The sequence below is a fragment of the Kribbella solani genome (assembly GCF_014205295.1).
Taxonomy (GTDB): Bacteria; Actinomycetota; Actinomycetes; order Propionibacteriales; family Kribbellaceae; genus Kribbella; species Kribbella solani.
Genome location: NZ_JACHNF010000001.1, coordinates 2,889,417 through 2,911,338, shown reverse-complemented (window position 1 = coordinate 2,911,338; position 21,922 = coordinate 2,889,417). Strand labels below are relative to the sequence as shown.

Genomic DNA, 21,922 nt, shown 5'->3' with positions numbered 1-21,922 from the left:
GATTCCTCCTTGGGGTGTGCCTCCACCCTGACCGGCTCGAACCGCCGGGAGAAGGCCCACGTCATCCACGGACAGGTTGTCCCTGGATCGGCGCCACCGCGGCACGCATGATGGAACGTGTGATCGATCGTGACGGCCTGGCCGACTTCCTCCGCCGGCGCCGGGAGCTGTTGAGTCCTGCCGATGTAGGTCTGCCGGACGGCGCGCGGCGGCGTACGCCGGGTCTGCGCCGCGAGGAGGTCGCGCAACTCGCGCAGATGTCGACCGACTACTACTCGCGGCTGGAGCAGTCCCGCGGCGCGAACCCGTCGGAGCCGATCATCGCGAGCCTGTCCCGCGCGCTGCGCTGCGATCTGGACGAGCGGGACCACCTGTACCACCTAGCCGGCTTCGCGCCACCGCTGCGCCGCGCCGGTCGCCACATCAGCCCAGGACTGCTCGGCCTGGTCGAACGCCTCACAGACATCCCGGTCTGCATCTGTACGGATATCGAAGAGGTCCTGTGGCAGAACCACCTCAGCGACGTGATCCTCGGCGTACCCTCCGGCCACGGTCTGGAACGCAATCTGACCTGGCGATGGTTCACCGACCCCCGGACCCGCCAGATCTTCCCCGAGGAGGACTGGCCCGCCCACTCGGCATCCCATGTCGCCGAACTCCGCGCCACCCACACCCGCCGCAACGGCGACTCGGACGTGGCCGAGCTGGTCACCGCACTCCTGGACAGCAGCAAGGAGTTCCGCACCTTGTGGGAGTCCCATGAGGTCGCCGTCCACCGCCTACCTCGCAAACGCGTACTGAACCCAGAGGTAGGCACCCTCGACCTGTCCTGCGAGGTCCTCCTCACCCCCGAAGCCGACCTCCGGGTCCGAGCCTTCCTCCCCTTGGAAGGCACCGAAACCCGAGACAAACTGGCCCTCCTCCAAGTGATCGGCACCCAAACCTTCGCCTGAACGCAAACAGCCCACCCGGACGGACCGGGTGGGCTGTTAGCTGACTAGACGGCTCAGACGTCGTAGTAGAGCTCGAACTCGTGCGGGTGCGGGCGGAGCTGGATCGGGGCGATTTCCTGCTCGCGCTTGAGATCGATCCAGGTTTCGATCAGGTCGGCGGTGAAGACGTCGCCTTCGAGCAGGAAGTCGTGGTCGGCTTCCAGGGCGTCGATGACGGCCGGGAGGGACGTCGGGACCTGCGCAATGCCGGCGTGCTCCTCCGGCGGCAGCTCGTAGAGGTCCTTGTCGACCGGGTCGGCGGGCTCGATCTTGTTGCGGATACCGTCCAGGCCGGCCAGCAGCTGGGCCGCGAAGGCCAGGTACGGGTTCGCCGACGGGTCGGGGCAGCGGAACTCGATCCGCTTCGCCTTCGGGTTCGAACCGGTGATCGGGATCCGGATGCAGGCGGAGCGGTTCCGGGACGAGTACACCAGGTTGACCGGCGCCTCGAAGCCGGGGACCAGGCGGTGGTACGAGTTCACCGTCGGGTTGGTGAAGGCCAGCAGCGACGGGGCGTGCTTGAGCAGGCCGCCGATGTACCAGCGGGCCATGTCGGACAGGCCGCCGTACCCGGACTCGTCGTAGAACAGCGGGTCGCCGTTGCTCCACAGCGACTGGTGGCAGTGCATCCCCGAACCGTTGTCACCGAAGATCGGCTTCGGCATGAAGGTCGCGGTCTTGCCGGCCTGCCAGGCGGTGTTCTTGACGATGTACTTGAACTTCATCACGTCGTCGGCGGCCTTGAGCAGCTCGTCGAAGCGGAAGTTGATCTCCGCCTGGCCGGCGGTGCCGACCTCGTGGTGGGCGCGCTCGACGATCAGGCCGGACCGCTCCAGCGCCAGCGTGATGTCGTCGCGCAGCTCGCCGAAGTGGTCGGTCGGCGCGACCGGGAAGTACCCACCCTTGTAGCGGACCTTGTAGCCGCGGTTGCCGCCGTCCTCGACCCGCCCGGTGTTCCAGGCGCCGGCCACGGAGTCGATCGAGTAGTGCGCCGAGTTCGCCTTGGTCTCGAACCGGACGTCGTCGAAGACGTAGAACTCGGCCTCCGGCGCGAAGAACGCGGTGTCCGCGATCCCGGTCGACTTCAGGTACTCCTGCGCCTTGCGGGCGATGTTGCGCGGGTCCCGCGAGTACGCCTCACCGGTCAGCGGGTCGTGGACGAAGAAGTTGACCACCAGCGTCTTCGCGGACCGGAACTCGTCGATGAACGCGCTGGTCGGGTCCGGCAGCAGCTTCATGTCCGACTCGTGGATCTGCTGGAACCCGCGGACCGACGAACCGTCGAAGGCCAGGCCCTCCTCGAAGACCTCGGGACCGAACGACGAGACCGGGACGGTGAAGTGCTGCATGATGCCCGGCAGGTCACAGAACCGGATGTCGACGATCTCGACGCCCTCGTCCTTGACGTAGGCGAGCAGCTCCTCAGCGCTGGAAAACATACGTACTCCTAGGGTGGCTCAGAGATTCATCTGAACGTAGGGCCTGCCGGTTTCTCGGTCGTGACCCTGATGTTTCGCGGATGTTACGCCCAGCGTGTCCGCGCTGACCCACTGGTGTACGGCGGTGACGCCCTGAGAGATCCCGGTCCGTTGCCGGTCGCGTCAGGGCACTTCCGTAGGCTGTCATCATGGCATCGTCGGCACAGCCGGGCACAGGACCCTCCGAAGAATTCCGTTTTCCGGGTAACCGGCTGGGCCTGGCCGAGGACGGCCCGGGCTCGGTGGCCGGCTGGGGCCGGCGGGTGCTCGCCCTGCTGCTGGACTGGCTGATCGCGGGCCTGATCGCCTCCGCGGTGACCGGGAAACCGATGTGGGCGGGCGGCAACGACTACAACACGTCGCACCTGGGGCTCTTCTTCGTGATGAGCGCGATCCTGACCGGCCTGGCCGGCGGCACCATCGGTCACCGGATCTGCGGGCTCCGGGTGGTGCCGGTCCGCGACCAGAAGGTCATCATCGCGCCGGCCGGCCTGATCGCCGGCGTGATCCGGTCGTTCCTGATCTGCGTCGTACTGCCCGCCGTCGTCTTCGACCGCGACCGCCGTGGCCTGCACGACCTCGCCGCGAAGACAGTCGTGGTACGCCGTTAACGCTTGGTCAGCAGCAGCTGCACGTCGTCCAGGTACCCGGTGCGGAACCCCGCCTCCGAGTACGCCAGGTAGAACTCCCACATCCGCTTGAACGTGTCGTCGAACCCGAGCCCCGAAATCTCCGGCCAGCGTTCGACGAACCGGTTCCGCCAGATCCGCAGCGTCCGCGCGTAGTCCGCGCCGAGATGCCGGACCACCTCCGTACGCAGACCCGTGTGCGCCGTGGTCACGTCCTCGATCACCTTGGTCGACGGGATCAGGCCGCCGGGGAAGATGTACTTCTGTACCCAGGTGAACGTGTTCCGGGTCGCCAGCATCCGCTCGTGCGGCATCACGATCGCCTGCACGACACCGACGCCGCCGGGCGCGAGCCGCCGCTCGATCGCGTCGAAGTACACCGGCCAGTACTTCTCGCCGACCGCCTCGATCATCTCCACGCTCAGCACCGCGTCGAACTCGCCGATCTGATCCCGGTAATCGCGCAGCGCGACCTGTACGCGGTCACCGACCCCGGCCTCGGCGATCCGCCGCTGGGCCAGCAGTGCCTGCTGCGACGCGATCGTGATCGCGGTCACCCACGCGCCGCGTTGCGCGGCCCGGACGGCGAGGCTCGCCCAGCCACAGCCGATGTCCAGTACCCGCGATCCGGAGCGTACGCCGGCCGCGTCCAGGATCGAGTCGAGCTTCCGCAGCTGGGCGTCGGTGAGTTCGTCGTACGACGCGGTGGCCAGGTCGGCGACCGGGTCGGGCGTACCGAAGTACGCCGCCGAGTACGTCAGGGTCGGATCGAGGAACTCCGAGAACATCGCGTTGCTCAGGTCGTAGTGCCGGCTGATGTTCTCGCGGGCGCCGGCCCGGTCGTTCTCCTGCTCGCCCGGCTGCGACCGGGTCACCAGCCAGCGCAGCGACTGCGCCCACTTCGGCAACAGGTGCCGGGTCTCCTCGTTCGAGAACCGCTCCGCGAACGGCACCAGCAGGTCGGCCAAGTCGGTGCCCGGCTCCGGATCCCAGTCACCGGCCAGGTACGCCTCGCCGAAACCGGATCCGGCGTCCTGGCCGAGCCGATCCAGGAACGCCGCCGTCCGGTGCACCCGCATGGCCGGCCCACCGAGCCCGTACGAGCGGTTGCTGTCCAGGTGGATGGTGGCCGGCAGGTCCTTGGCGACCAGACGGATCGCCGTCGCCGCACCGTACCGGCGGACCGGGTTCGAGCGTGGGCGAGCCAGTGTCGGCCACGTCTCGGTCGCCGGTTCGTGTACGGGATGCTGCATCGGCGGCATCAGATCCGTCATCTCTGCTCGTCCCCTGTAATCCGTCCTGGTCGCACCCTAAGGGCAACCAGCCTCCCCACGGCGCATGTCTGAACAGATCAACTGTCGAGCATGCCGCTTGGTTACCGTTTGGTCACCGGCCGCGCATCGCCTGCCGGGCGCCCTTCAGGCTGCTCGGCACCGGGCCCTTCGGCATCGGCACCTGCGGGCGGACCGCGTCCAGTGCCTTCAGCCGCTGCAGCAGATCGGTGATCTCGGACGGTTGCAGTACGGCCGGGAGTTTCATCACGTGCTTCGTCAGCTTGCGGATGTCGATCTCGCCCTCGCCCTGACCGGCGATGATCTGCGTCACCGGCGCGCCACCGGCCACCCGGCCGTGCTTTTTGGCCTCGGCCTGCAGCAGGTTCTTCACCCGGCTGGCCTGGCCTTCGCCGACCAGCACGATGCCCGGCTTGCCGACCACCCGGTGCACGATGTCGGAGTTCTTCGTCACCGCGACCGCGGGCGTCACGTTCCAGCCGCGGCGCAGGGTCTGCAGCGCGGACGCGGCGGCGCCGGCCTGACCCTCGATCTGGCTGTAGGCCGCCTTCTCGACCTTGCGGCCGAAGATGATCGTGGTGACCAGGAACGCCACCGCGACCCCGAGCGGCAGCCAGACCAGCAGTGGTCCGACCAGCAGCGCCACGGCGACGAACACCGCGGTGATGCCGAGGAAGATCCCGGCGAGCACCAGCCCGACCTTGGGGTCGGACTTCTTGGTCATCTGGTACGCCTGCCGGATCTGCTTCAGCCGGCTGGTCTTCTCCTCGGGCGCGTCGTTCTTGGCCATCTCTACCCGTCCTGGTTCATGCCTGGGTGGCGTTCATACGTGACTCGATCGCCTGACGGTACAGCCGTCCGGCGCGGTACGAGGACCGTACCAGCGGACCGGACATCACTCCGGCGAAACCGATTGCCTGCGCTTCCGCGTCCAGCTCGACGAACTCCTCCGGCTGCACCCAGCGCTCGACCGGGTGGTGCCGTACGGACGGGCGCAGGTACTGGGTGATGGTGATGATCTCGCAGCCGGCCGCGTGCAGTTCCGTCAGTGCCTGACTGACCTCGTCACGGGTCTCGCCCATGCCGAGAATCAGGTTCGACTTGGTCACCAGGCCGTAGTCGCGCGCCTGGGTGATCACGTCGAGTGAGCGCTCGTACCGGAAACCGGGACGGATCCGGCGGAAGATCCGCGGCACCGTCTCGACGTTGTGCGCGAACACCTCCGGCCGGGAGGAGAACACCTCGGCCAGTTGCTCGGGGATCGCGTTGAAGTCCGGCGCCAGCATCTCCACGCCGGTGCCCGGGTTCAGCTCGTGGATCTGGCGGATCGTCTCCGCGTACAGCCAGGCGCCGCCGTCGTCCAGGTCGTCCCGGGCGACGCCGGTCACGGTCGCGTACCGCAGGCCCATGGTCCGGACCGATTCGGCCACCCGGCGCGGTTCGTCGCGGTCCAGCGCCTCGGGCTTGCCGGTGTCGATGTTGCAGAAGTCGCAGCGCCGGGTGCACTGATCGCCGCCGATCAGGAACGTCGCTTCGCGGTCTTCCCAGCATTCGAAGATGTTCGGGCAGCCGGCTTCCTGGCACACCGTGTGCAGTCCTTCGGACTTCACCAGCTTCTGCAGCGCCTGGTACTCCGGGCCCATCTTGGCGCGGGTCTTGATCCACTCGGGTTTGCGCTCGATCGGGGTCTCCGCGTTACGCACCTCGAGCCTGAGCAGTTTCCGTCCTTCTGGGGCGATGGTCACGCCCTCCAGGGTACGCGTAGCCGTTCAGCAGCGTTTCACCCGTAGGCTGATGAGTCATGTCCCAGGCACCATGGTCCCGGCCCGCGCCGACCGCACGCGAGCAGCGCTACGACCTCCTGCTCGGCGTCGGGATGGCGCTCGCCAGCGTGCTCGGCACGGAGCTGGCCCGTGGCGCCTTTCCGACCCGCGCGGATCTCGGCATCGGCGGCGTCGAGCCGTACGTGCTGGGGGTGCTGATCGCGCTGCTGCTGTGCTTACGGCGGCGGTGGCCGATCCCGGTACTGATCGGGGTCGCCGTCCTGTTCGTGGTGATCGGCGAGCGGACGGTGTGGGCGTTCGCCGGCAACCTGGTCACCCAGGCGGCGATGTTCATGTCGATCTACTCGGCGGTGGCGTGGTCGCGGGACCGGCGGCTGATGAAGGCAGCGGTGGGTCTGGTGTTCATCGCGATGTTCGGCTGGCTCAGCCTGAACTTCGTCAAGGCGCTCCAGAACAACTCGATCGAAGGCCCGAACCACGGGCTGTTCTCGCCGTACGTGTCCAATGTGCTGATGACGGTCGCGCTGAACGTTCTCTATTTCTTCGGCGCGTACTTCTGGGGGCGTACCGCCTGGGGGATCGCGCGGCAGCAGTACGAACTGGAGGCCCAGGCGGTCGAACTGGCCGCGCAGCAGGAGGCGAATGCCCGGCGCGCGGTGATCGACGAGCGGCTGCGGATCTCCCGCGAACTGCACGACGTGGTCGCCCACCACATCAGCAGCATCGGTGTCCAGGCCGGCGGCGCGCGGCGGGTGATGGACACCGATCCGGACGCGGCGAAGAACGCGCTGAACGTGATCGAGGAGTCCAGCCGGAGCGCGGTGAACGAGATGCGCCAGCTGCTCGGGATGCTCCGGGCGGCCGACCCCGACCTGGACGTCAGTACGCCGGACGAGAAGGCGCCGCAGGCGGACGCGGACCGGCTGCCGGCGCTGATCGCGGAGGCGAACGGGCTCGGTCTGGAGGTCGGTTTCCACCAGATCGGGGCGGTCGAGGAACTGCCCAAGACGGTGTCGGTCTCGGTGTACCGGATCGCCCAGGAGGCACTGTCGAACGTCCGCAAGCACTCGACGGCGCGGAGCGCGCACCTCACCCTGCGTTACCTCGGTGACTCGGTGGAGCTGGAGGTGCTCGACGACGGCCGCCCGAAGCACGCGCCGGTCGGCAGCCGGCTCGGCCACGTCGGCATCCGGGAACGGGTCGGCCTGCTCGGCGGCGAAAGCGAGATCGGGCCGCGGCCCGTGACAGGATTCCGGGTCCGGGTCCGGATTCCGCTGAACCCACAGAACCGTCCACTGACCGGGGGAGAAGCGTGACCGACGAACCGATGCGGGTGCTGCTGGTCGACGACCAGGACCTGGTCCGGGCCGGGTTCCGGATGATCCTGTCGGTCGAGCCGGACATCCAGGTCGTCGGCGAGGCGGCCGACGGCGAGAAGGCGATCCAGCTGGCGCTCGCGCTCCGGCCGGACGTGGTGCTGATGGACGTACAAATGCCTGGGATGGACGGCATCACCGCTACCCAGCGGATCGTCGCGGAGGACGCCGGGAAGGTCGTCATCCTGACCACGTTCGACCGGGACGACTACCTGTTCGAGTCGCTCGGCGCCGGCGCGAGTGGCTTCCTGCTCAAGAACACCGCGCCCGAGGACCTGGTCGAGGCGATCCAGATCGTGCACTCCGGGCACGCGCTGCTCGCGCCGGAGGTGACCCGGCGGGTGATCAAGCGGTTCGCGGGCGGCGGCGAGCGGGTCTACCGGCCGGATCTGCTCGCCGAGCTGACCGAGCGGGAACGCGAGGTGCTGAGCCTGATCGCGCGCGGCCTGACGAATACCGAGATCGCCACCCAGCTGTTCGTCGGCGAGGCGACGGTGAAGACGCACGTCTCCCGGGTGCTGCTGAAACTCGGCCTGCGGGACCGCGTCCAGGCGGTCGTGTTCGCGTACGAGTGCGGCCTGGTCACCCCCGGGGACGACGCCGGGGCGTAGAACCCCCACGCCGGCTCCACCGCGCGGATGACGTGGCCGATCAGCCGCGCGGGCGACGTGCGCGCAGACCGGTTCTCACTAGCTTTGGCAGTGTCGGGCGAGCGTCCGGCCGGGGGCTGATGCTGATGGGAACGGTGACACATGCTGAGGGTGGATGGCCTCACCCGGCGGTTCGGTGATCATCTGGCGCTGGACGACGTGACCTTCGACGTCGTACCGGGACGGATGACCGGATTCGTCGGGGCGAACGGTGCCGGGAAGACGACGACGATGCGGATCATCCTCGGCGTACTGGGTGCGTCCGCGGGTACGGTGCACTGGAAAGGCGCGCCGCTGACGCCGGACGTACGCCAGGACTTCGGGTACATGCCGGAGGAGCGCGGGCTGTATCCGAAGATGAAGATCCGCGACCAGCTGGTCTTCTTCGGCCGCCTGCACGGGCTGGACCAGAACCGGGCCGCCGAACGGACCGACAAGATCCTCGAACGCCTCGGTCTCGGCGAGCGCGCCACCGACGTACTCGAGACGTTGTCGCTGGGCAATCAGCAACGCGTACAGATCGCGGCCGCGCTGGTCCACGAGCCGATCGCGCTCGTACTCGACGAGCCGTTCAGCGGGCTCGACCCGCTCGCGGTGGACGCGATGGTGGATCTGCTCCGCGAGGAGGTCACGCCGGAGGTGCCGGTGCTGTTCTCCAGTCATCAGCTCGACCTGGTCGAGCGGTTGTGCGACGACCTGGTCGTACTGTCCCGCGGCAAGGTCGTCGCCGCCGGGGCGGTGTCCGATCTCGCGTCCGGGCCGACCACGACGTACCGGCTGGTGGTCGACGGTGACGCCGGCTGGCTGCGGGACGTCCGCGGCATCCGCGTACGCGACGTGGCCGGCGGCACCGCACTGTTCGACGTCGAGGACGGCGTCGGCGAGCAGGAGATCCTTCGACAGGCGATCAGCCGTGGTCCGGTCCGCGAGTTCGGGCCGGAGCGGGTGGCGCTCAGCGACGTCTTCCGGGAGGCGACCCGATGAACGGCAAGACCCTCGACCGCCCCTGGCTGCTGATCGCCGAGCGGGAGATCACCACCAAGCTGCGGGACAAGACCTTCGTCGGCTCGACGCTGGTGATGCTGCTGATCGTGATGGTCGCGACGATTCTGCCGGCGCTGATCATCGGCAAGGGTGGCGCGGACAAGATCGCGGTGGTCGACGAGGCCGCGACGAAGGTGGTCCAGCAGGCGTCCACGACGAAGGGCGGCAAGGGGTACGAGACCGTCCGCGCCGCTGACCGCCCGGCCGCGGAGAAGCTCGTCACCGACGGCGACGTGAAGGCGGCGCTGCTGCCCGGGACCGACGGCTATGTGGTGCTCGGCAAGGACCAGGTCGACTCCGGGATCGAGAGCGGGCTGCGCGAGGCGGCCGCGACCGTCGGTACCCAGGCGAACGCCGCCAAGGCAGGGCTCACCCCGGCCGAGCTGCACGCCGGTACGAAGGTCGAGCTGCAGTTGCTGAAGCCCGGGCCGTTGCCGGATCTGGTGTCGCACTTCGTCAAGATCGGGCTGGCGCTGGTGTTCTACATGACCGCGCTCGGCTTCGGCATGATGATCGCGCAAAGCGTCGTCCAGGAGAAGGAGAGCCGGGTCGTCGAGATCCTGGCCGCTTCGGTACCGATCCGGTCGCTGCTGTGGGGCAAGGTGCTCGGCAACACCGTGCTGGCGCTGACCCAGATCGTGGTGATCGCGGGTGCCGCGCTGATCGGGTTGCTGGTCACGGACCAGGCCGCCGTACTCGAAGTGGTCGCGCCGGTGGCCGGCTGGTTCGTGGTCTTCTTCGTGCTCGGGTTCGTGGCGCTGGCCGGGTTGTGGGCGGTCGCCGGATCGCTGGCCACCCGGCAGGAGGACCTCGGTTCCACCACCTTGCCGGGGCAGATGATCCTGATGATCCCGTTCTTCTTCTCGGTCTTCGCCGGCGGGTCGGCGACCAAGATCGCGTCCTTCGTACCGATCGCGTCGTCGATGTCGATGCCGGGCCGGATGCTGACCGAGGACGTACCGGTCTGGGAGCCGCTGCTGGCGATCCTGATCCTGCTCCTGGCGACCGTACTGATCATCCGGCTCGGCGCGCGGCTGTACGAGCGGACCCTGCTGCAGACCGGCCGGCGGCTCGGCTACCGTGAGGCGATCGCGCTCAAGGCGTCATAGCACATCGTCACATCCGGGCCTGGCGTTACAGGGGCAGGCCCGGCTGTGACGAAACCGCAATGTAGGGCGCCTGTGTGCTGTGCGTACCCGTCGCGTACGGTCTCAACGCATGAACGTCGAGCTGCGCCACCTGAGGGTGGTTGTCCTGGTAGCAGAAGCGGGGTCCGTCGGCCGGGCCGCCCGCTGGCTCAAGGTCAGCCAACCGAGCCTGACCGCGCAGCTGAAACGGATCGAGGCAGCGTTCGGCGGTGAGCTGTTCGAACGCTCCCGCACCGGCGTCACGCCGACCCCACTCGGCCGGTACGCGGTGGACCGCGCGCGAGCCATCCTGGTCGACGTCGACCACCTCGCGGCGACCGTGTCCGCGATGACCGCGGTGGAATCGTCCGCTGTCCGGCTCGGTGGGTTCCCGACCGCGCCGATGTCCGGAATTGCCTCCCGGCTCCGCAACCACGGTGAGATCGAGCAGGTCAGCATCGAGGTCGAGTGGTCGTCCAGCGTGCTGCTGCAGCAGCTGGAGAGCGGGCGGCTGGACTTCGCGCTGCTACGCGAGTTCCCCGGCTTCGAGCTGCGGCTGCCCGCCGGCGTGGAGTCGACCACGGTTGTCGAGTCCGAGCCGGCGTACGTCGCGCTGTCGGCGGATCATCCGGTGGCGATCGCGTCCCGTACCCGCGGTGAGGTCGACCTGGGGTCGCTGTGCGACGAGGAGTGGATCGGGGAGCCGCCGGACGACAGCGGGTTCCACGTGCTGTTCCGGGCAGCGTGCGAGTCGGCGGGGTTCCAGCCGAAGGTGGAGCACCATTCGGTGGATACGTCGGTGCTGATGGGGTTTGTCACCAGTGGTCAGGGGGTGGCGCTGATCTCGCCTACGTCTTACCGGATGCTGTCCAGCGACGTGACCACTCGTACGCTCGTTGGTGATCCGATTCATCGGAAGCTGGTGCTGGCGTGGAGCAGCGATTCACCGCGGGCGCAGATGGCGGCTGACGTCTTACAGATGGCTACGGTGGCGTACAACGAGGCGATCACCGAACAAGCTCGTCGAGACCAGCACCAGCAGCGGATGCACGTCGCCTGACAGATAAGAACCCCGGCTGGTAACAGCCGGGGTTCTTTCGTGCTTGATTGGTTTGCAGCCGGGGTTTCTTTCGGTGCTTGGTGGTAGCAGCCGGGGTTCTTTCGTACTTGGTCAGGCGGGCCGAACTATCGGCTTCTCGAACGCCAGATGAAACTCCCCGGTGTCCTCGGGGTCCTCCATCCGCTCCCGATACTGAGCCCCCACCTTCTCCTGCGGCCCCACCCGCCGCTCACCCTTGTCCTCTTGCCGCTGACCACTGACGCCATCCACCTGCTGCGCTTTCCCGTCAGCCGCTTGCTGGCCGTTCACGTCGGCCACCTGCTGATCCTTCGCGTCGGCCACCTGCTGATCCTTCGCGTCGGCCACCTGATTGCCATTTGCCTCAGTCGCTTGCTGTTGACCCTTGCCCGCAGCATCAACCGGCGACCCGGCCGGCATCACCTGTGTCTCGTCAGCCCCACCCTGAGCCGGCACCGCCCGAGTCTCATCCGAGCTCCCATCAGCAGACTGCTCCTCCTGCACCGGCTCACCCGACGCCGCAGCCACAGGCTCATCCGCCCGCTCCGCACCAGCCTCCGCCTGCCCAGCACCAGCCTCCGGCCGCTCAGCGCCAGCGGCCGCCTGCCCTGCGCCGGCGTCCGCCTGCACCGCTGCCTCTGCCGGCGCACTACCACCAACCGCAGCACCACCAACCGCAGCACCACCGGCCGCCGCAGCCGCACCAGCTCCGGCCGCATCACGATCAGCGTCGCCAGTTGCGTTTGGTGTGGTGGGCTCCCGCGGTGCCTCCGGGTCTTGTGCCGGCTCTGGCTTCTGTTCCTGCTCGTCTGTGGTCGGCGCCTGCGCCACCACCGTCTCGTCGCCCGACTCGTTGCCCCCAGCACCAGCCCCCGGGAACTGCGCGGTCTGCTCTCCCTCGCCCGCACCACCAACCGGGAACAACGCGGTCTGCTCATCCGCCTGGTTCCGCGGCTTGACCGGCTCCGGCTCGGGCTCGTCGAACAGGTCGTCGTACGACGTGTGGCTCTCGTACGGCGGCGGTGCCGGATAGGTGCTTCCGGCAACCGGGTACACCGCCGCGGCATCCGCCTCCTGCTGCGCCTGCGCCGCCTCCTGCTCGCGCTGCAGCCGCTCGGCGTCGACCCGCTCACGGCGCCTGCGCTGGACTCCACGGACGATCAGCTGGACGGCGTACACCAGCGAGATCACCCCGAGCAGCGGCACCACACCGTTCAGCGTGTACTGCTTGGACCCGTCGATCATCCCCGACGTCACCCCGGGCACGTCGTTCAGGAAGTTCGTGGTCCGGTTCGGGATCCAGAGCCAGCAGTAGACCAGCGTCCCGAACGCGACGAACGCCCCGAGCGCGCCGGCGCCGGAGAAGTACGACACGACGGCCCAGAAGATCAGCGCGCCGATGCCGAAGGCAAGCGCCATCTCCTTCGCGTTCAGCTCGATACCACCCGGCGCCGCGAGGACTCCGAACACGGCCGGACCGGCCAGGGCAACGGCTACGCCGAGCAAGAACCCAAGAAATTTGGACACACCACCAAGGTAGCGACGATCTGCCGTCACGCCCTGCAGACACTTCGGCACAACCGGACAGGGAGACGGATAGCAACCGTTTGCCTAGGCTGTCCTGATGGACCGTCCGCCGAACATTCTGCTGATCGTTTCCGACGACCACGGGTACGCCGACCGTGGTGGGCTCGGAATTCACCCTGACGTACGCACTCCGAACCTGGACCGGCTGGCGACTGAGGGAGTGACCTGCACCGACGCGTACGTGACCGCGCCGATCTGCAGTCCGTCCCGGTCCGCGATCATCTCCGGCCAGTACCAGCAGCGGTGGGGCGGTCAATGGTTCGACACCTCCGCGTTCCCACCGGACGACGTGCCGTCGCTGGCTGAGGTGCTGGGCAACCAGGGCTACCGGACTGGCTACTTCGGCAAGGTGCACTACGGCAAGGAGGACGTGGGAGACAGGGCATGTCCGCCGCACCACGGCTTCGAAGAGACGCTGTACGGCCTGGCTGGGCAGTCGTTCGGACGGCTGAACTACCTCCACCATTCGGAGGACGCCGTCGCTTCGTACGGGCAGCCGGCCGCGCACCACATGGCCGTACAGCCGTTGCTCTCCGGAGACGAACCGGTTGATCATGAGGGCTTCCTGACCACCGAGTTCGGTCAGCGCGCGACGGAGTTCATGCGTACGCCGGATGAGCGGCCGTACTTCTGCATGGTCGCGTTCAACGCCGTACACAACTTCTGTTGGCAACTGCCCGACGCCGAGCTGAAGGCCCGCGGCCTACCCGCCTACCGGGACTGGGCGCCGGACACCGACAAGCCGTTCATGGAGTGGTACGACGACGTGATCGTGCCGAACCTGCCACACGGCCGCGAGTACTACCTGGCCCAGCTGGAGCTGATGGACGCCGAGATCGGCCGGCTGCTGGACGTGGCGGGCGAGGACACTCTGGTCGTGTACATCACCGACAACGGTGGTTCCACCTGCAACTTCGGCGACAACGCTCCGTTGCGCGGCACCAAGTACACGCTCTGGGAGGGTGGTGTCCGCATCCCGATGCTCTGGCGTTGGCCTGGGCAACTACCTGCGGGCCGCAGCACGGATGCCCTGGTCAGCACACTGGACCTGGTTCCCACGCTGGCCGCGGCCGCGGGTGCGACCGTCGAGGACACCGACGGCTTAAACATCCTGCCGACTCTGTCGGGTACGTCCGAATCGGCGCACGAAGCGCTGCACTGGGACTGTGGATTCCAGTGGGCGGTCCGTGCCGGCGACTGGAAGCTCAGTTGGGTAGGCGACGACGCCAACACGCAGCATCTGAGGTCCTACGAGCATGCGCCGATGGGTGCGGGCTGGTTCCTGTCCAACCTCGCGGACGACATCGGCGAGCAGACCAACCTCATCGACGCGCACCCAGACGTAGTGAACGACCTGCACGGCCAGCACCGGTCGTGGCGTTCAGCCGTTGGTCTGCCCGCGCAGGATCAGACCGTCAGCCCGTAGGTGATCGCGGTCGGCGGCTCCTCGTGCTGGCTGATGTCCGCGCTGCGCTCGTACTCGTCCCAGGCGAGCAGCACGTCCAGGTGCCGCCGCACCGATTCCAGCACCTCCGTGACAGTGACCTCGCGCCCCAGCTCCTGGGACAGCGTGGTCACGTCCGCGTCGGAGATCCCGCACGGCACGATCCGGTCGTACCAGGTCAGGTCGTTGTTGCAGTTCAGCGAGAACCCGTGCATCGTCACGCCCTGCGCTACGCGGATCCCGATCGCGGCGATCTTCCGCTCCCGCCCGCGATCGTCCGCCGCCACCCAAACCCCGCTGCGGCCCTTCACCCGCCCGGTCTTCACCCCGAGCTCGGTGCAGACACCGATCAGCGCCTCCTCCAGCCGCCGTACGTAGTCCACGACGTACACATGTGAGGCCAGCTTCACGATCGGGTACCCGACCAGTTGCCCAGGTCCGTGCCAGGTGATCTTCCCGCCACGATCGACATCCACCACCGGCGTACCGTCCAGCGGCCGCTCGTGCGGCTCGGTGCGTTTGCCCGCCGTGTACACGGGTGGGTGCTCGAGCAAGATCACCGTGTCCGTCGCGGTGCCCGCGACAACCCCCGCATGCAACCGCCGCTGCTCAGCCCAAGCCGCCTCGTAGTCAACCGCCCCGGCCCCGAACCCAGCTTCCACATACTCGATAGCACTCACACCTTCGAGTGTAGGCGCCCCCATCCCACGCCCTCCACGCCCTCCGCCCGCCCTCCGCCCGGCGGCCGACCCAACTTTGAGAAGCCACCGCGCGTTTTTCTGCCGTCGAAGCGCGCGGTGGCTTCTCAAAGTGAGGTTTGTGGGGTGTGGCGAGCCGTCGCCGGGCCGGGGCTCGCGGCGGGAGCGCCGGGTGCGGGGCCGCGGGCTGTGGATAACTTCGGCGGCCTTGGTTGCGATCGGTGCATCCTCTTGGGCATGGACCCCGAAGACCTCGCCGGCTACAGCCCGCGCCGGTTGCTCGGATCCGGACCGCTCGGCACCGTCTGGCAGGTCCGCGACCGCGCCTCCGGCCGCAACGCCGCCCTCAAACGCATCCCGATCAACGCCGTCCCGAGCCCAGCCCAGTTCCGCCGAACCCTGACCCGCCTCACCCGCATCCATCACCCACACCTGGCCCGCCTGACCACCTTCCATGAATCCGACACCGAGTTCCTGCTGATCACCCAATACCTGGTGGCCGGCAGCCTGAAGTCCCTTCTCCGCCGCCGCCCGCCACTGAGCCCAGGCGAACTAGTCACCCTCCTGGCCCCCATAACCAGCGCCGTGAATCACCTCCATTCCATTGGCCTGACCCACGGCTCCATCACCCAACAAAACATCCTCTTCGACGCCTCCGGCCGCCCAGTCCTCACCGACGCGACTCTCCACCCCAGCACCCCGCAATCCGACCTGGAAGCCCTGACCACCCTCACCCACCACCTAGGCACCCTTCCCCACTCCCAACCCACCTCCCCACCAACCACACCCCAACCCATCCACCCACCACCCCCCGCCATCCTCATAGACCTCGCCCTCCCAATCCCCACCCCACCCACAACAAACCCCACCTCGCCCCCACAACCTCCCACCACACCCACCGCCAACACCGCCGACCCGACATCCATCGACGCGCATCCACCGGCATCCACCGACACCCATACGCCGCCGTCCATCGAGGTGCATCCACAAACGTCCATCGAGATGCGTCCACCAGCGTCCGCCGACGTGCCCAGACCAGCGTCCAGCGACGGGCGCCCACCAGCGTCTACTGACGTCCGCGTACCAGCGTCTGCCGACGTGCAGGTACCAGCGTCCGGCGACGTCCGCGCACCAGCGTCTACCGACGTGCGCGTACCAGCGTCTGCCGACGTGCGCGCACCAGCATCCAGCGACGTGCGCGCATCAGCGTCTACCGACGAGCGCCCGGCGACGTCCGTCGGCGCGCCCTCACCTGCGACCAGCACCGACTCGCCCGCAGTCGGTTCGAGTCCTCGCGATCGACTCGCGGCGCTTCCACCGAGCCCACCGGTACGTCCGCCGACCGCCGCGTTCCGTCAATCACCGCAATCCCCACCCACCGCAACCGCCCGCACGAAACGCCCCCGCCCGCAACGCCGCGGCAAACCCCGCCGATCCCGTTCTCGCCGAGCCAGGAGCTTCCGCCGCCGACGCACCCCTCGCCGCCTCCTACCAGCGCCGCACGGCGTCCTGACCGCAACCGCCCTCGGCGCCGTCATCGTCCTCGCGATCGGCGCGGCAACCATCAAAACCCTCAACACCTCCGCCACCGCCCAACCCCACCGAGCCCAGACTCAACCACCCCAACCCGAACCACCCGACACCCAATCGCCACAGACCCAAGCGCCGCACACCCAAGCAGCTGAGACCCAACAGCCGCAGACCCAACAGCCGCAGACCCGACGACCGCAGAACCGACAGCCTCAGACCCAACAGCCCCAGGCCCACCAACCGACGCCCAGCCATCCAGCCACGTCGGCCATGCCGCGTACGGCGACGGCGGACGAGATCACCTGGACGCAGACCCTGCAATCGCTCGACGCGGTCCGCGCACGCGCTTTCTGGACGCTCGATCTCAACATCCTTGACCAGGTGTACGTCCCCGGCAGCTCACCCTGGCGGGCTGACCGGGCGCTGCTCTCCAGCTACCGCGATCAGCAACTCCGAGTCAAAGGCCTCCGGATTCAGCTCGACAAAACGACCATCATCCGCCGTACCCCGACCACGATCACCCTCAAGACGACCGACCACCTCACCGCCGGCGAAGCAGTCGACCGCGCCGGCACGACCACTCGCCTTCCCCCTGGCATCCCCACGACCCGACTGATCACCCTGACCACCACCCAGCCCGATCACCCGTGGCGCATCATCGCAATCACCAACGCTGCTAGTTGAGAGCAGCAGAGAGGGCAGTGGCGACAGTGGGGTAGTGGAACGTGAACCCGTTCGACTGCAGCCGGCTGGGCAGCGCGCGCTTGCTCCCGATCAGCTCCCACACGAATTCGCCCAACGCAACCTTCATCAGCACCCCAGGCACGGGTACGAACGCCGGCCGATGCAGCGCCGTCGCCAACGCCGCCGTGAACTCCTCGTTGGTCGCCGGCGCGGGCAGCGAGATGTTCACCGGACCGCTCACCGCATCGTGCTCGGCCACGAAACGTACGGCGCGCAGCCAATCGGTCAACGAGACCACCGGGAAGTACTGCTTGCCGGACCCGAGCCGTCCACCAAGACCGACCCGGAAAGGAAGTGAGAGAAGTTGAAACGCCGGAGCATAGCGATCAAGCACGACCCCGGTACGCAGCGCCGCGACTCTGCTGCCGGCCTCCTTGGCGGGTTCCAGCGCGCCTTCCCAGAGCCGGACCACATCGGAGAGGAATCCTTCGCCCAACTGGGAGTCCTCGGTCAGGATCTGATCGCCCAGGTCCATCCCGTACCCGCCGATGCCGCTTTGGGTGATGAGCACCGGCGGCCGCTCCAGCCGCGACGCGACCGCGGCGAGGGTCGCGGTCGTGCTGACCCGGCTCTCCCGGATCGTGTTCCGGTACGTCGGGGTCCACGGCCGGCCGATGTTCGCCCCGGCCAGATTGACCAGTACGTCGGGGTCGCCGAGTGCCGCCGCGTCGAGCTCACCCTCGGCCGGATTCCAGCGCACCTCGTCCGGAGCCGCCGGCGTACGCCGGACCAGCCGCACGATCTGATGGCCATCGGCAACCAGGTCGCGGGCGAGCGCCTTGCCCAGGAAACCGGAAGCCCCGGCCAGCACGTACTTCATCCCGCTCAGCTCCTTCTCGGGTTGCTTGCGCCGCTTGCTGTCCTAGCGGTGAAGACGAAAGCGCCGGTGCCCATCTCCGCGGGGAGACAAGCACCGGCGCCGGTGTCCGTCGGCTCAGACGTCGAACTGGGCCTCTTCGAGCCGCTGCTTGACGGCCGTCAGGTAGCGGGCCGCGTCGGCGCCGTCGACCAGGCGGTGGTCGTAGGTCAGCGCGAGGTACACCATCTGCCGGATCGCGATCGTCTCGCCGAGTTCCGGGTGGGTGATGACGACCGGGCGCTTCACCACGGCACCGGTCCCGAGCATGCCGACCTGCGGCTGGTTCAGGATCGGGGTGTCGAACAGCGCGCCCCGGCTACCGGTGTTGGTGATGGTGAACGTACCGCCCGCCATCTCGTCCGGCAGCACCTTGTTGTTCCGGGTCCGGTCGGCGAGGTCGGCGATCTTCTTCGCCAGGCCGGCGATGTTCAGGTCGCCGGCGTTGTGCACGACCGGGACCATCAGGCCGCGCTCCACGTCCACCGCGATGCCGAGGTGCTCGGCGGCGTGGTACGTGATCTCGCCCTTCTCCTCGTCGATCGACGCGTTCAGCTTCGGGTACTGCTTCAGCGCGTCGACCGCGGCGAGGGCGAAGAACGGCAGGAAGGACAGCTTGACGCCCTCGCGGGCCTCGAACTCGGCCTTCTTCTTGTTCCGCAGCTTGGCGATCTCGGTGACGTCGACCTCGACCACGGTGGTCAGCTGCGCCGAGACCTTCAGCGAGTTGACCATGTGGGCGGCGATCGCCTTGCGGATCCGGCTCATCTTCTCGGTGGTGCCGCGCAGCGGGCTGATCACCGGAGCCTTGGCGGCGGCCGGTGCCCCCGCCGACGCCGGAGCAGCGGCGGGTGCGGCCGCGGCGGCCTTCTTGGCCTCGGCGGCGGCGATCACGTCCTGCTTGCGGATCCGGCCGCCGACGCCGGTGCCCTGTACGGCGCCGAGGTCGACCTGGTGCTCAGCCGCGAGCTTGCGGACCAGCGGGGTGACGTAGTTCGGCCCGTCGGAGGCAGCACCGTTCTGCGCGGCAGCAGCAGCCGGGGCAGCCTGGACCGGCGCGGCGGCCGGAGCCGGAGCGGCTGCGGCCGGAGCAGCGGCGGGTGCTTGAGCGGCGGGTGCCTGAGCCGGCGGTGCGGCCTGCGGGGCGGGGGCTGCAGCCGGGGCTGGCGCTGCGGCCGGGGCTGCGGCGGGTGCGGAAGCTGGTGCCGGGGCAGGTGCTTGTGCCGGGGCGGCGGCCTGGGCCGGAGCAGCGGGGGCGGCCTCGGGGGCCGGGGTGGCGGCGGGTGCGGAGGCGGGGGTGCCGGAGCCTACGACTGCGAGCTCGGCTCCTACCTCTACGGTTTCGTCCTCGGCGACCTTGATCTCCAGGAGCTTGCCGGCGACCGGGCTGGGGATCTCGGTGTCTACCTTGTCGGTGGAGACCTCGAGGAGGGGCTCGTCTACTGCCACGTCGTCGCCGACCTGCTTGAGCCAGCGGGTGACGGTTCCCTCGGTGACACTCTCACCCAGCGCGGGGAGCGTGACCGACGTGCCTGAACCACCGGAGGCAGCCTCGGATGCGGCGGGGGCTGAGGCCGCGGCGGCCGGAGTAGAAGCAGAGGGCGCTTCAGCAGCAGCCGGGGCGGGCGCGGCGGCGGGAGCCGGAGCGGCTGCCGGAGCTGAGGCAGGAGCCGGGGCGGCGGCCGGCGCGGGTGCGGCGGCTGGGGCTGCGTTGGCGGGGGCCGCAGCGGGGGCCTCTTGGGCCGGGGGCTGTGCGGCTGGGGCCTCTTGGGACGGAGCGTCGGCGGCGGGGGTGGCGGTGGATTCGCCGGCGTCGCCGATTACGGCCAGTTCGGCGCCGACCTCGACGGTTTCGTCCTCGGCGGCCTTGATCTCCAGCAGGGTGCCGGCCACCGGCGAGGGGATCTCGGTGTCGACCTTGTCGGTCGAGACCTCCAGCAGGGGCTCGTCGACGGCAACCGTGTCACCGACCTGCTTGAGCCAGCGGGTGACGGTTCCTTCGGTGACGCTCTCCCCGAGGGCCGGCAGGGATACAGAGGTCGGCATGACGGTCGTTGCTCCTTCGTCTGATCGGTCGAGTGTCAGCCTACGGTGCCGCCGGAGCGGACGAGATCCGGGTCACGGGCGTCCCGTCTCGCTCTCGGCAGCTCAAACCTACTCGGATGGTCCAGCAGGCCGGCGAACAGTTTCAGTCATGGAAGTGCAGAGGCTTCCCGGCCAGCGCCAGGTGGGCTTCGCCGAGCGCCTCGTTCTGGGTCGGGTGGGCGTGGACGAGCGGCGCGACGTCGGCCGGGTACGCCTCCCAGTTGTAGATCAGCTGTGCTTCACCGATCAGTTCGCCGACCCGGGAGCCGACCATGTGCAGGCCGGCCACGGCGCCGTCCTTGGCGCGGACGAGCTTGACGAAACCGGCGGTCTTCAGGATCTGGCTCTTACCGTTGCCGCCGAGGTTGTAGTTGAGCACCTCGACCTCGCCGTACTTCTCCCGGGCCTGCTCCTCGGTCAGCCCGACCGACGCGACCTCCGGCTCGGAGTACGTCACCCGCGGGATGCCGGTTTCGTCGATCGGGGTCGGCGCGAGGCCGGCGACCTGCTCGGCGACGAAGATGCCCTGCTGGAAGCCGCGGTGCGCGAGCTGCAGCCCCGGCACGATGTCACCGACGGCGTACACGCCCGGCACGCTGGTCTGCAGGGTCGCGTCGACGGTGACGAAGCCACGATCCAGCGCGACGCCGGCTTCCTCGTACCCGAGGCCCGCGGTGTTGGGACCACGGCCGACGGCGACGAGCAGTACCTCGGCCTCGATCACCTCACCACCGGCGACGGTGACGCGGACGCCGTTGCCGGTCACCTCGACGGACTCGAAGCGGGTGCCGGTCTTGAAGCCGATCTTCCGCTTCCGGAACGCCCGCTCGAGGGTCTTGCTGCAGTCCGCGTCCTCGGCCGGGACGAGCCGGGGCAGCGCCTCGACGATCGTCACCTTGGTACCGAAGGAGGTCCAGGCGGAGGCGAACTCGACGCCGATCACGCCGCCGCCGAGGATCACGGCGGACTCCGGCACCCGGTCCAGCGTCAGCGCGTGCTCGCTGGCGATCACCCGCCGGCCGTCGAGCTCCAGGCCGGGCAGCGACTTCGAGTAGGAGCCGGAGGCAAGGACGACGTTGCGGCCGGTGTACGTGGTGTCGCCGACCTGCACGGTGGTCGGGGAGGTGAGTCGTCCCTCGCCCTCGATCACGGTGATGCCGCGCGCCTTCAACTGACCCTGCAGACCCTTGAACAGCCGGTCGACGACGCCGTCCTTGTACTTGTTCACGCCGCCCATGTCGACGCCTTCGAGCGTCGTCCGGACCCCGAACTGCTCGCCCTCGCGGGCCGAGTCGGCGACCTCGGCGGCGTGCAGCAGCGCCTTGGTCGGGATGCAGCCACGGTGCAGACAGGTCCCGCCGACCTTGTCCTTCTCCACCAGCGCCACCGACAGGCCGAGCGTCGCGGCACGCAGTCCGGCGGCGTAGCCACCACTGCCGCCACCGAGAATCACCAGGTCGTACGTCGTACCAGCTGCAGTGCCGCTGTCAGTCACAGGTTCCTCCGTGGGTCTGGTCCAAGGCAGGCG

At 68.6% G+C, this 21,922-nt stretch carries 18 protein-coding genes and 1 pseudogene; 10 read left to right on the top strand and 9 right to left on the bottom strand.

The window, feature by feature from the left end; genetic code table 11:
* Positions 1–119 precede the first annotated feature (119 nt).
* Positions 120–953, top strand: coding sequence for a helix-turn-helix transcriptional regulator (locus HDA44_RS13015; protein ID WP_337905925.1), 834 nt, complete (start codon positions 120–122; stop codon positions 951–953).
* 53 nt (positions 954–1,006) lie between these two features.
* Here the strand turns inward: HDA44_RS13015 and glnA are convergent, their stop codons facing one another.
* Positions 1,007–2,431 carry a type I glutamate--ammonia ligase gene (gene glnA, locus HDA44_RS13010; protein ID WP_184834166.1) on the bottom strand — a complete coding sequence of 475 codons (1,425 nt, stop codon included), beginning with the start codon at positions 2,429–2,431 and terminating at the stop codon, positions 1,007–1,009.
* Between the two features lie 188 nt (positions 2,432–2,619).
* Here glnA and HDA44_RS13005 point away from each other — a divergent pair, with 188 nt between their 5' ends.
* Positions 2,620–3,081, top strand: coding sequence for an RDD family protein (locus tag HDA44_RS13005; protein WP_184834164.1), 462 nt, complete (start codon positions 2,620–2,622; stop codon positions 3,079–3,081).
* Here HDA44_RS13005 and HDA44_RS13000 read toward each other — a convergent pair.
* From HDA44_RS13000 to lipA, 3 genes are all read right to left on the bottom strand, one after another.
* The gene (locus HDA44_RS13000) at positions 3,078–4,373 is read right to left on the bottom strand and encodes an SAM-dependent methyltransferase (RefSeq protein ID WP_184834162.1); all 1,296 of its coding nucleotides are present in this window, start codon (positions 4,371–4,373) and stop codon (positions 3,078–3,080) included. The genes HDA44_RS13005 and HDA44_RS13000 overlap by 4 nt on opposite strands.
* A 112-nt stretch (positions 4,374–4,485) precedes the next feature.
* Positions 4,486–5,181: a DUF4191 domain-containing protein gene (locus HDA44_RS12995; RefSeq protein ID WP_184834160.1), complete on the bottom strand. Its 696-nt coding sequence runs from the start codon at positions 5,179–5,181 to the stop codon at positions 4,486–4,488.
* Positions 5,182–5,197: 16 nt separating this feature from the next.
* A complete protein-coding gene (lipA, locus tag HDA44_RS12990) occupies positions 5,198–6,136 on the bottom strand; it encodes a lipoyl synthase (protein ID WP_184834157.1) in 939 nt (312 codons plus the stop codon).
* Positions 6,137–6,192: 56 nt separating this feature from the next.
* Between lipA and HDA44_RS12985 the strand changes: the two genes are divergently transcribed.
* From HDA44_RS12985 to HDA44_RS12965, 5 genes are all read left to right on the top strand, one after another.
* On the top strand, positions 6,193–7,491 hold the full coding sequence (locus HDA44_RS12985; RefSeq protein ID WP_184834155.1) for a sensor histidine kinase: 1,299 nt from the start codon (positions 6,193–6,195) through the stop codon (positions 7,489–7,491).
* Positions 7,492–7,502: 11 nt separating this feature from the next.
* Positions 7,503–8,162 carry a response regulator gene (locus HDA44_RS12980; RefSeq protein WP_184843497.1) on the top strand — a complete coding sequence of 220 codons (660 nt, stop codon included), beginning with the start codon at positions 7,503–7,505 and terminating at the stop codon, positions 8,160–8,162.
* Between the two features lie 141 nt (positions 8,163–8,303).
* A complete protein-coding gene (locus HDA44_RS12975; RefSeq protein ID WP_184834153.1) occupies positions 8,304–9,185 on the top strand; it encodes an ABC transporter ATP-binding protein in 882 nt (293 codons plus the stop codon).
* A complete protein-coding gene (locus tag HDA44_RS12970; RefSeq protein ID WP_184834151.1) occupies positions 9,182–10,354 on the top strand; it encodes an ABC transporter permease in 1,173 nt (390 codons plus the stop codon). The genes HDA44_RS12975 and HDA44_RS12970 overlap by 4 nt, the downstream gene beginning before the upstream one ends.
* A 109-nt stretch (positions 10,355–10,463) precedes the next feature.
* Positions 10,464–11,432 carry a LysR family transcriptional regulator gene (locus HDA44_RS12965; protein WP_184834149.1) on the top strand — a complete coding sequence of 323 codons (969 nt, stop codon included), beginning with the start codon at positions 10,464–10,466 and terminating at the stop codon, positions 11,430–11,432.
* Between the two features lie 111 nt (positions 11,433–11,543).
* Here the strand turns inward: HDA44_RS12965 and HDA44_RS12960 are convergent, their stop codons facing one another.
* A complete protein-coding gene (locus HDA44_RS12960; RefSeq protein WP_184834147.1) occupies positions 11,544–12,977 on the bottom strand; it encodes a hypothetical protein in 1,434 nt (477 codons plus the stop codon).
* A 97-nt stretch (positions 12,978–13,074) separates the two neighbouring features.
* Between HDA44_RS12960 and HDA44_RS12955 the strand changes: the two genes are divergently transcribed.
* Positions 13,075–14,463, top strand: a complete 1,389-nt coding sequence (locus HDA44_RS12955) for a sulfatase family protein (protein WP_184834145.1) — start codon at positions 13,075–13,077, stop codon at positions 14,461–14,463.
* On the opposite strand, the gene lipB is transcribed toward HDA44_RS12955, so the two are convergent.
* Positions 14,445–15,161: a lipoyl(octanoyl) transferase LipB gene (gene lipB / locus HDA44_RS12950; protein WP_337905920.1), complete on the bottom strand. Its 717-nt coding sequence runs from the start codon at positions 15,159–15,161 to the stop codon at positions 14,445–14,447. The genes HDA44_RS12955 and lipB overlap by 19 nt on opposite strands.
* Here lipB and HDA44_RS38875 point away from each other — a divergent pair.
* A pseudogene (locus HDA44_RS38875) lies at positions 15,075–15,866 on the top strand (protein kinase domain-containing protein); the annotation flags it as partial. The gene lipB and the pseudogene HDA44_RS38875 overlap by 87 nt on opposite strands.
* 1,113 nt (positions 15,867–16,979) lie before the next feature.
* Positions 16,980–17,393, top strand: a complete 414-nt coding sequence (locus HDA44_RS37175; protein WP_238352436.1) for a hypothetical protein — start codon at positions 16,980–16,982, stop codon at positions 17,391–17,393.
* Here the strand turns inward: HDA44_RS37175 and HDA44_RS12940 are convergent.
* The 3 genes from HDA44_RS12940 to lpdA all read right to left on the bottom strand — a co-directional run bounded on the left by HDA44_RS12940 (position 17,386) and on the right by lpdA (position 21,889).
* Complete coding sequence (locus HDA44_RS12940; protein WP_184834139.1) at positions 17,386–18,273, bottom strand: TIGR01777 family oxidoreductase; 888 nt, start codon at positions 18,271–18,273, stop codon at positions 17,386–17,388. The genes HDA44_RS37175 and HDA44_RS12940 overlap by 8 nt on opposite strands.
* A 114-nt stretch (positions 18,274–18,387) precedes the next feature.
* On the bottom strand, positions 18,388–20,355 hold the full coding sequence (gene sucB / locus HDA44_RS12935; RefSeq protein ID WP_184834137.1) for a 2-oxoglutarate dehydrogenase, E2 component, dihydrolipoamide succinyltransferase: 1,968 nt from the start codon (positions 20,353–20,355) through the stop codon (positions 18,388–18,390).
* A gap of 142 nt (positions 20,356–20,497) precedes the next feature.
* On the bottom strand, positions 20,498–21,889 hold the full coding sequence (gene lpdA / locus HDA44_RS12930; protein WP_184834135.1) for a dihydrolipoyl dehydrogenase: 1,392 nt from the start codon (positions 21,887–21,889) through the stop codon (positions 20,498–20,500).
* Between the last annotated feature and the right edge of the window lie 33 nt (positions 21,890–21,922).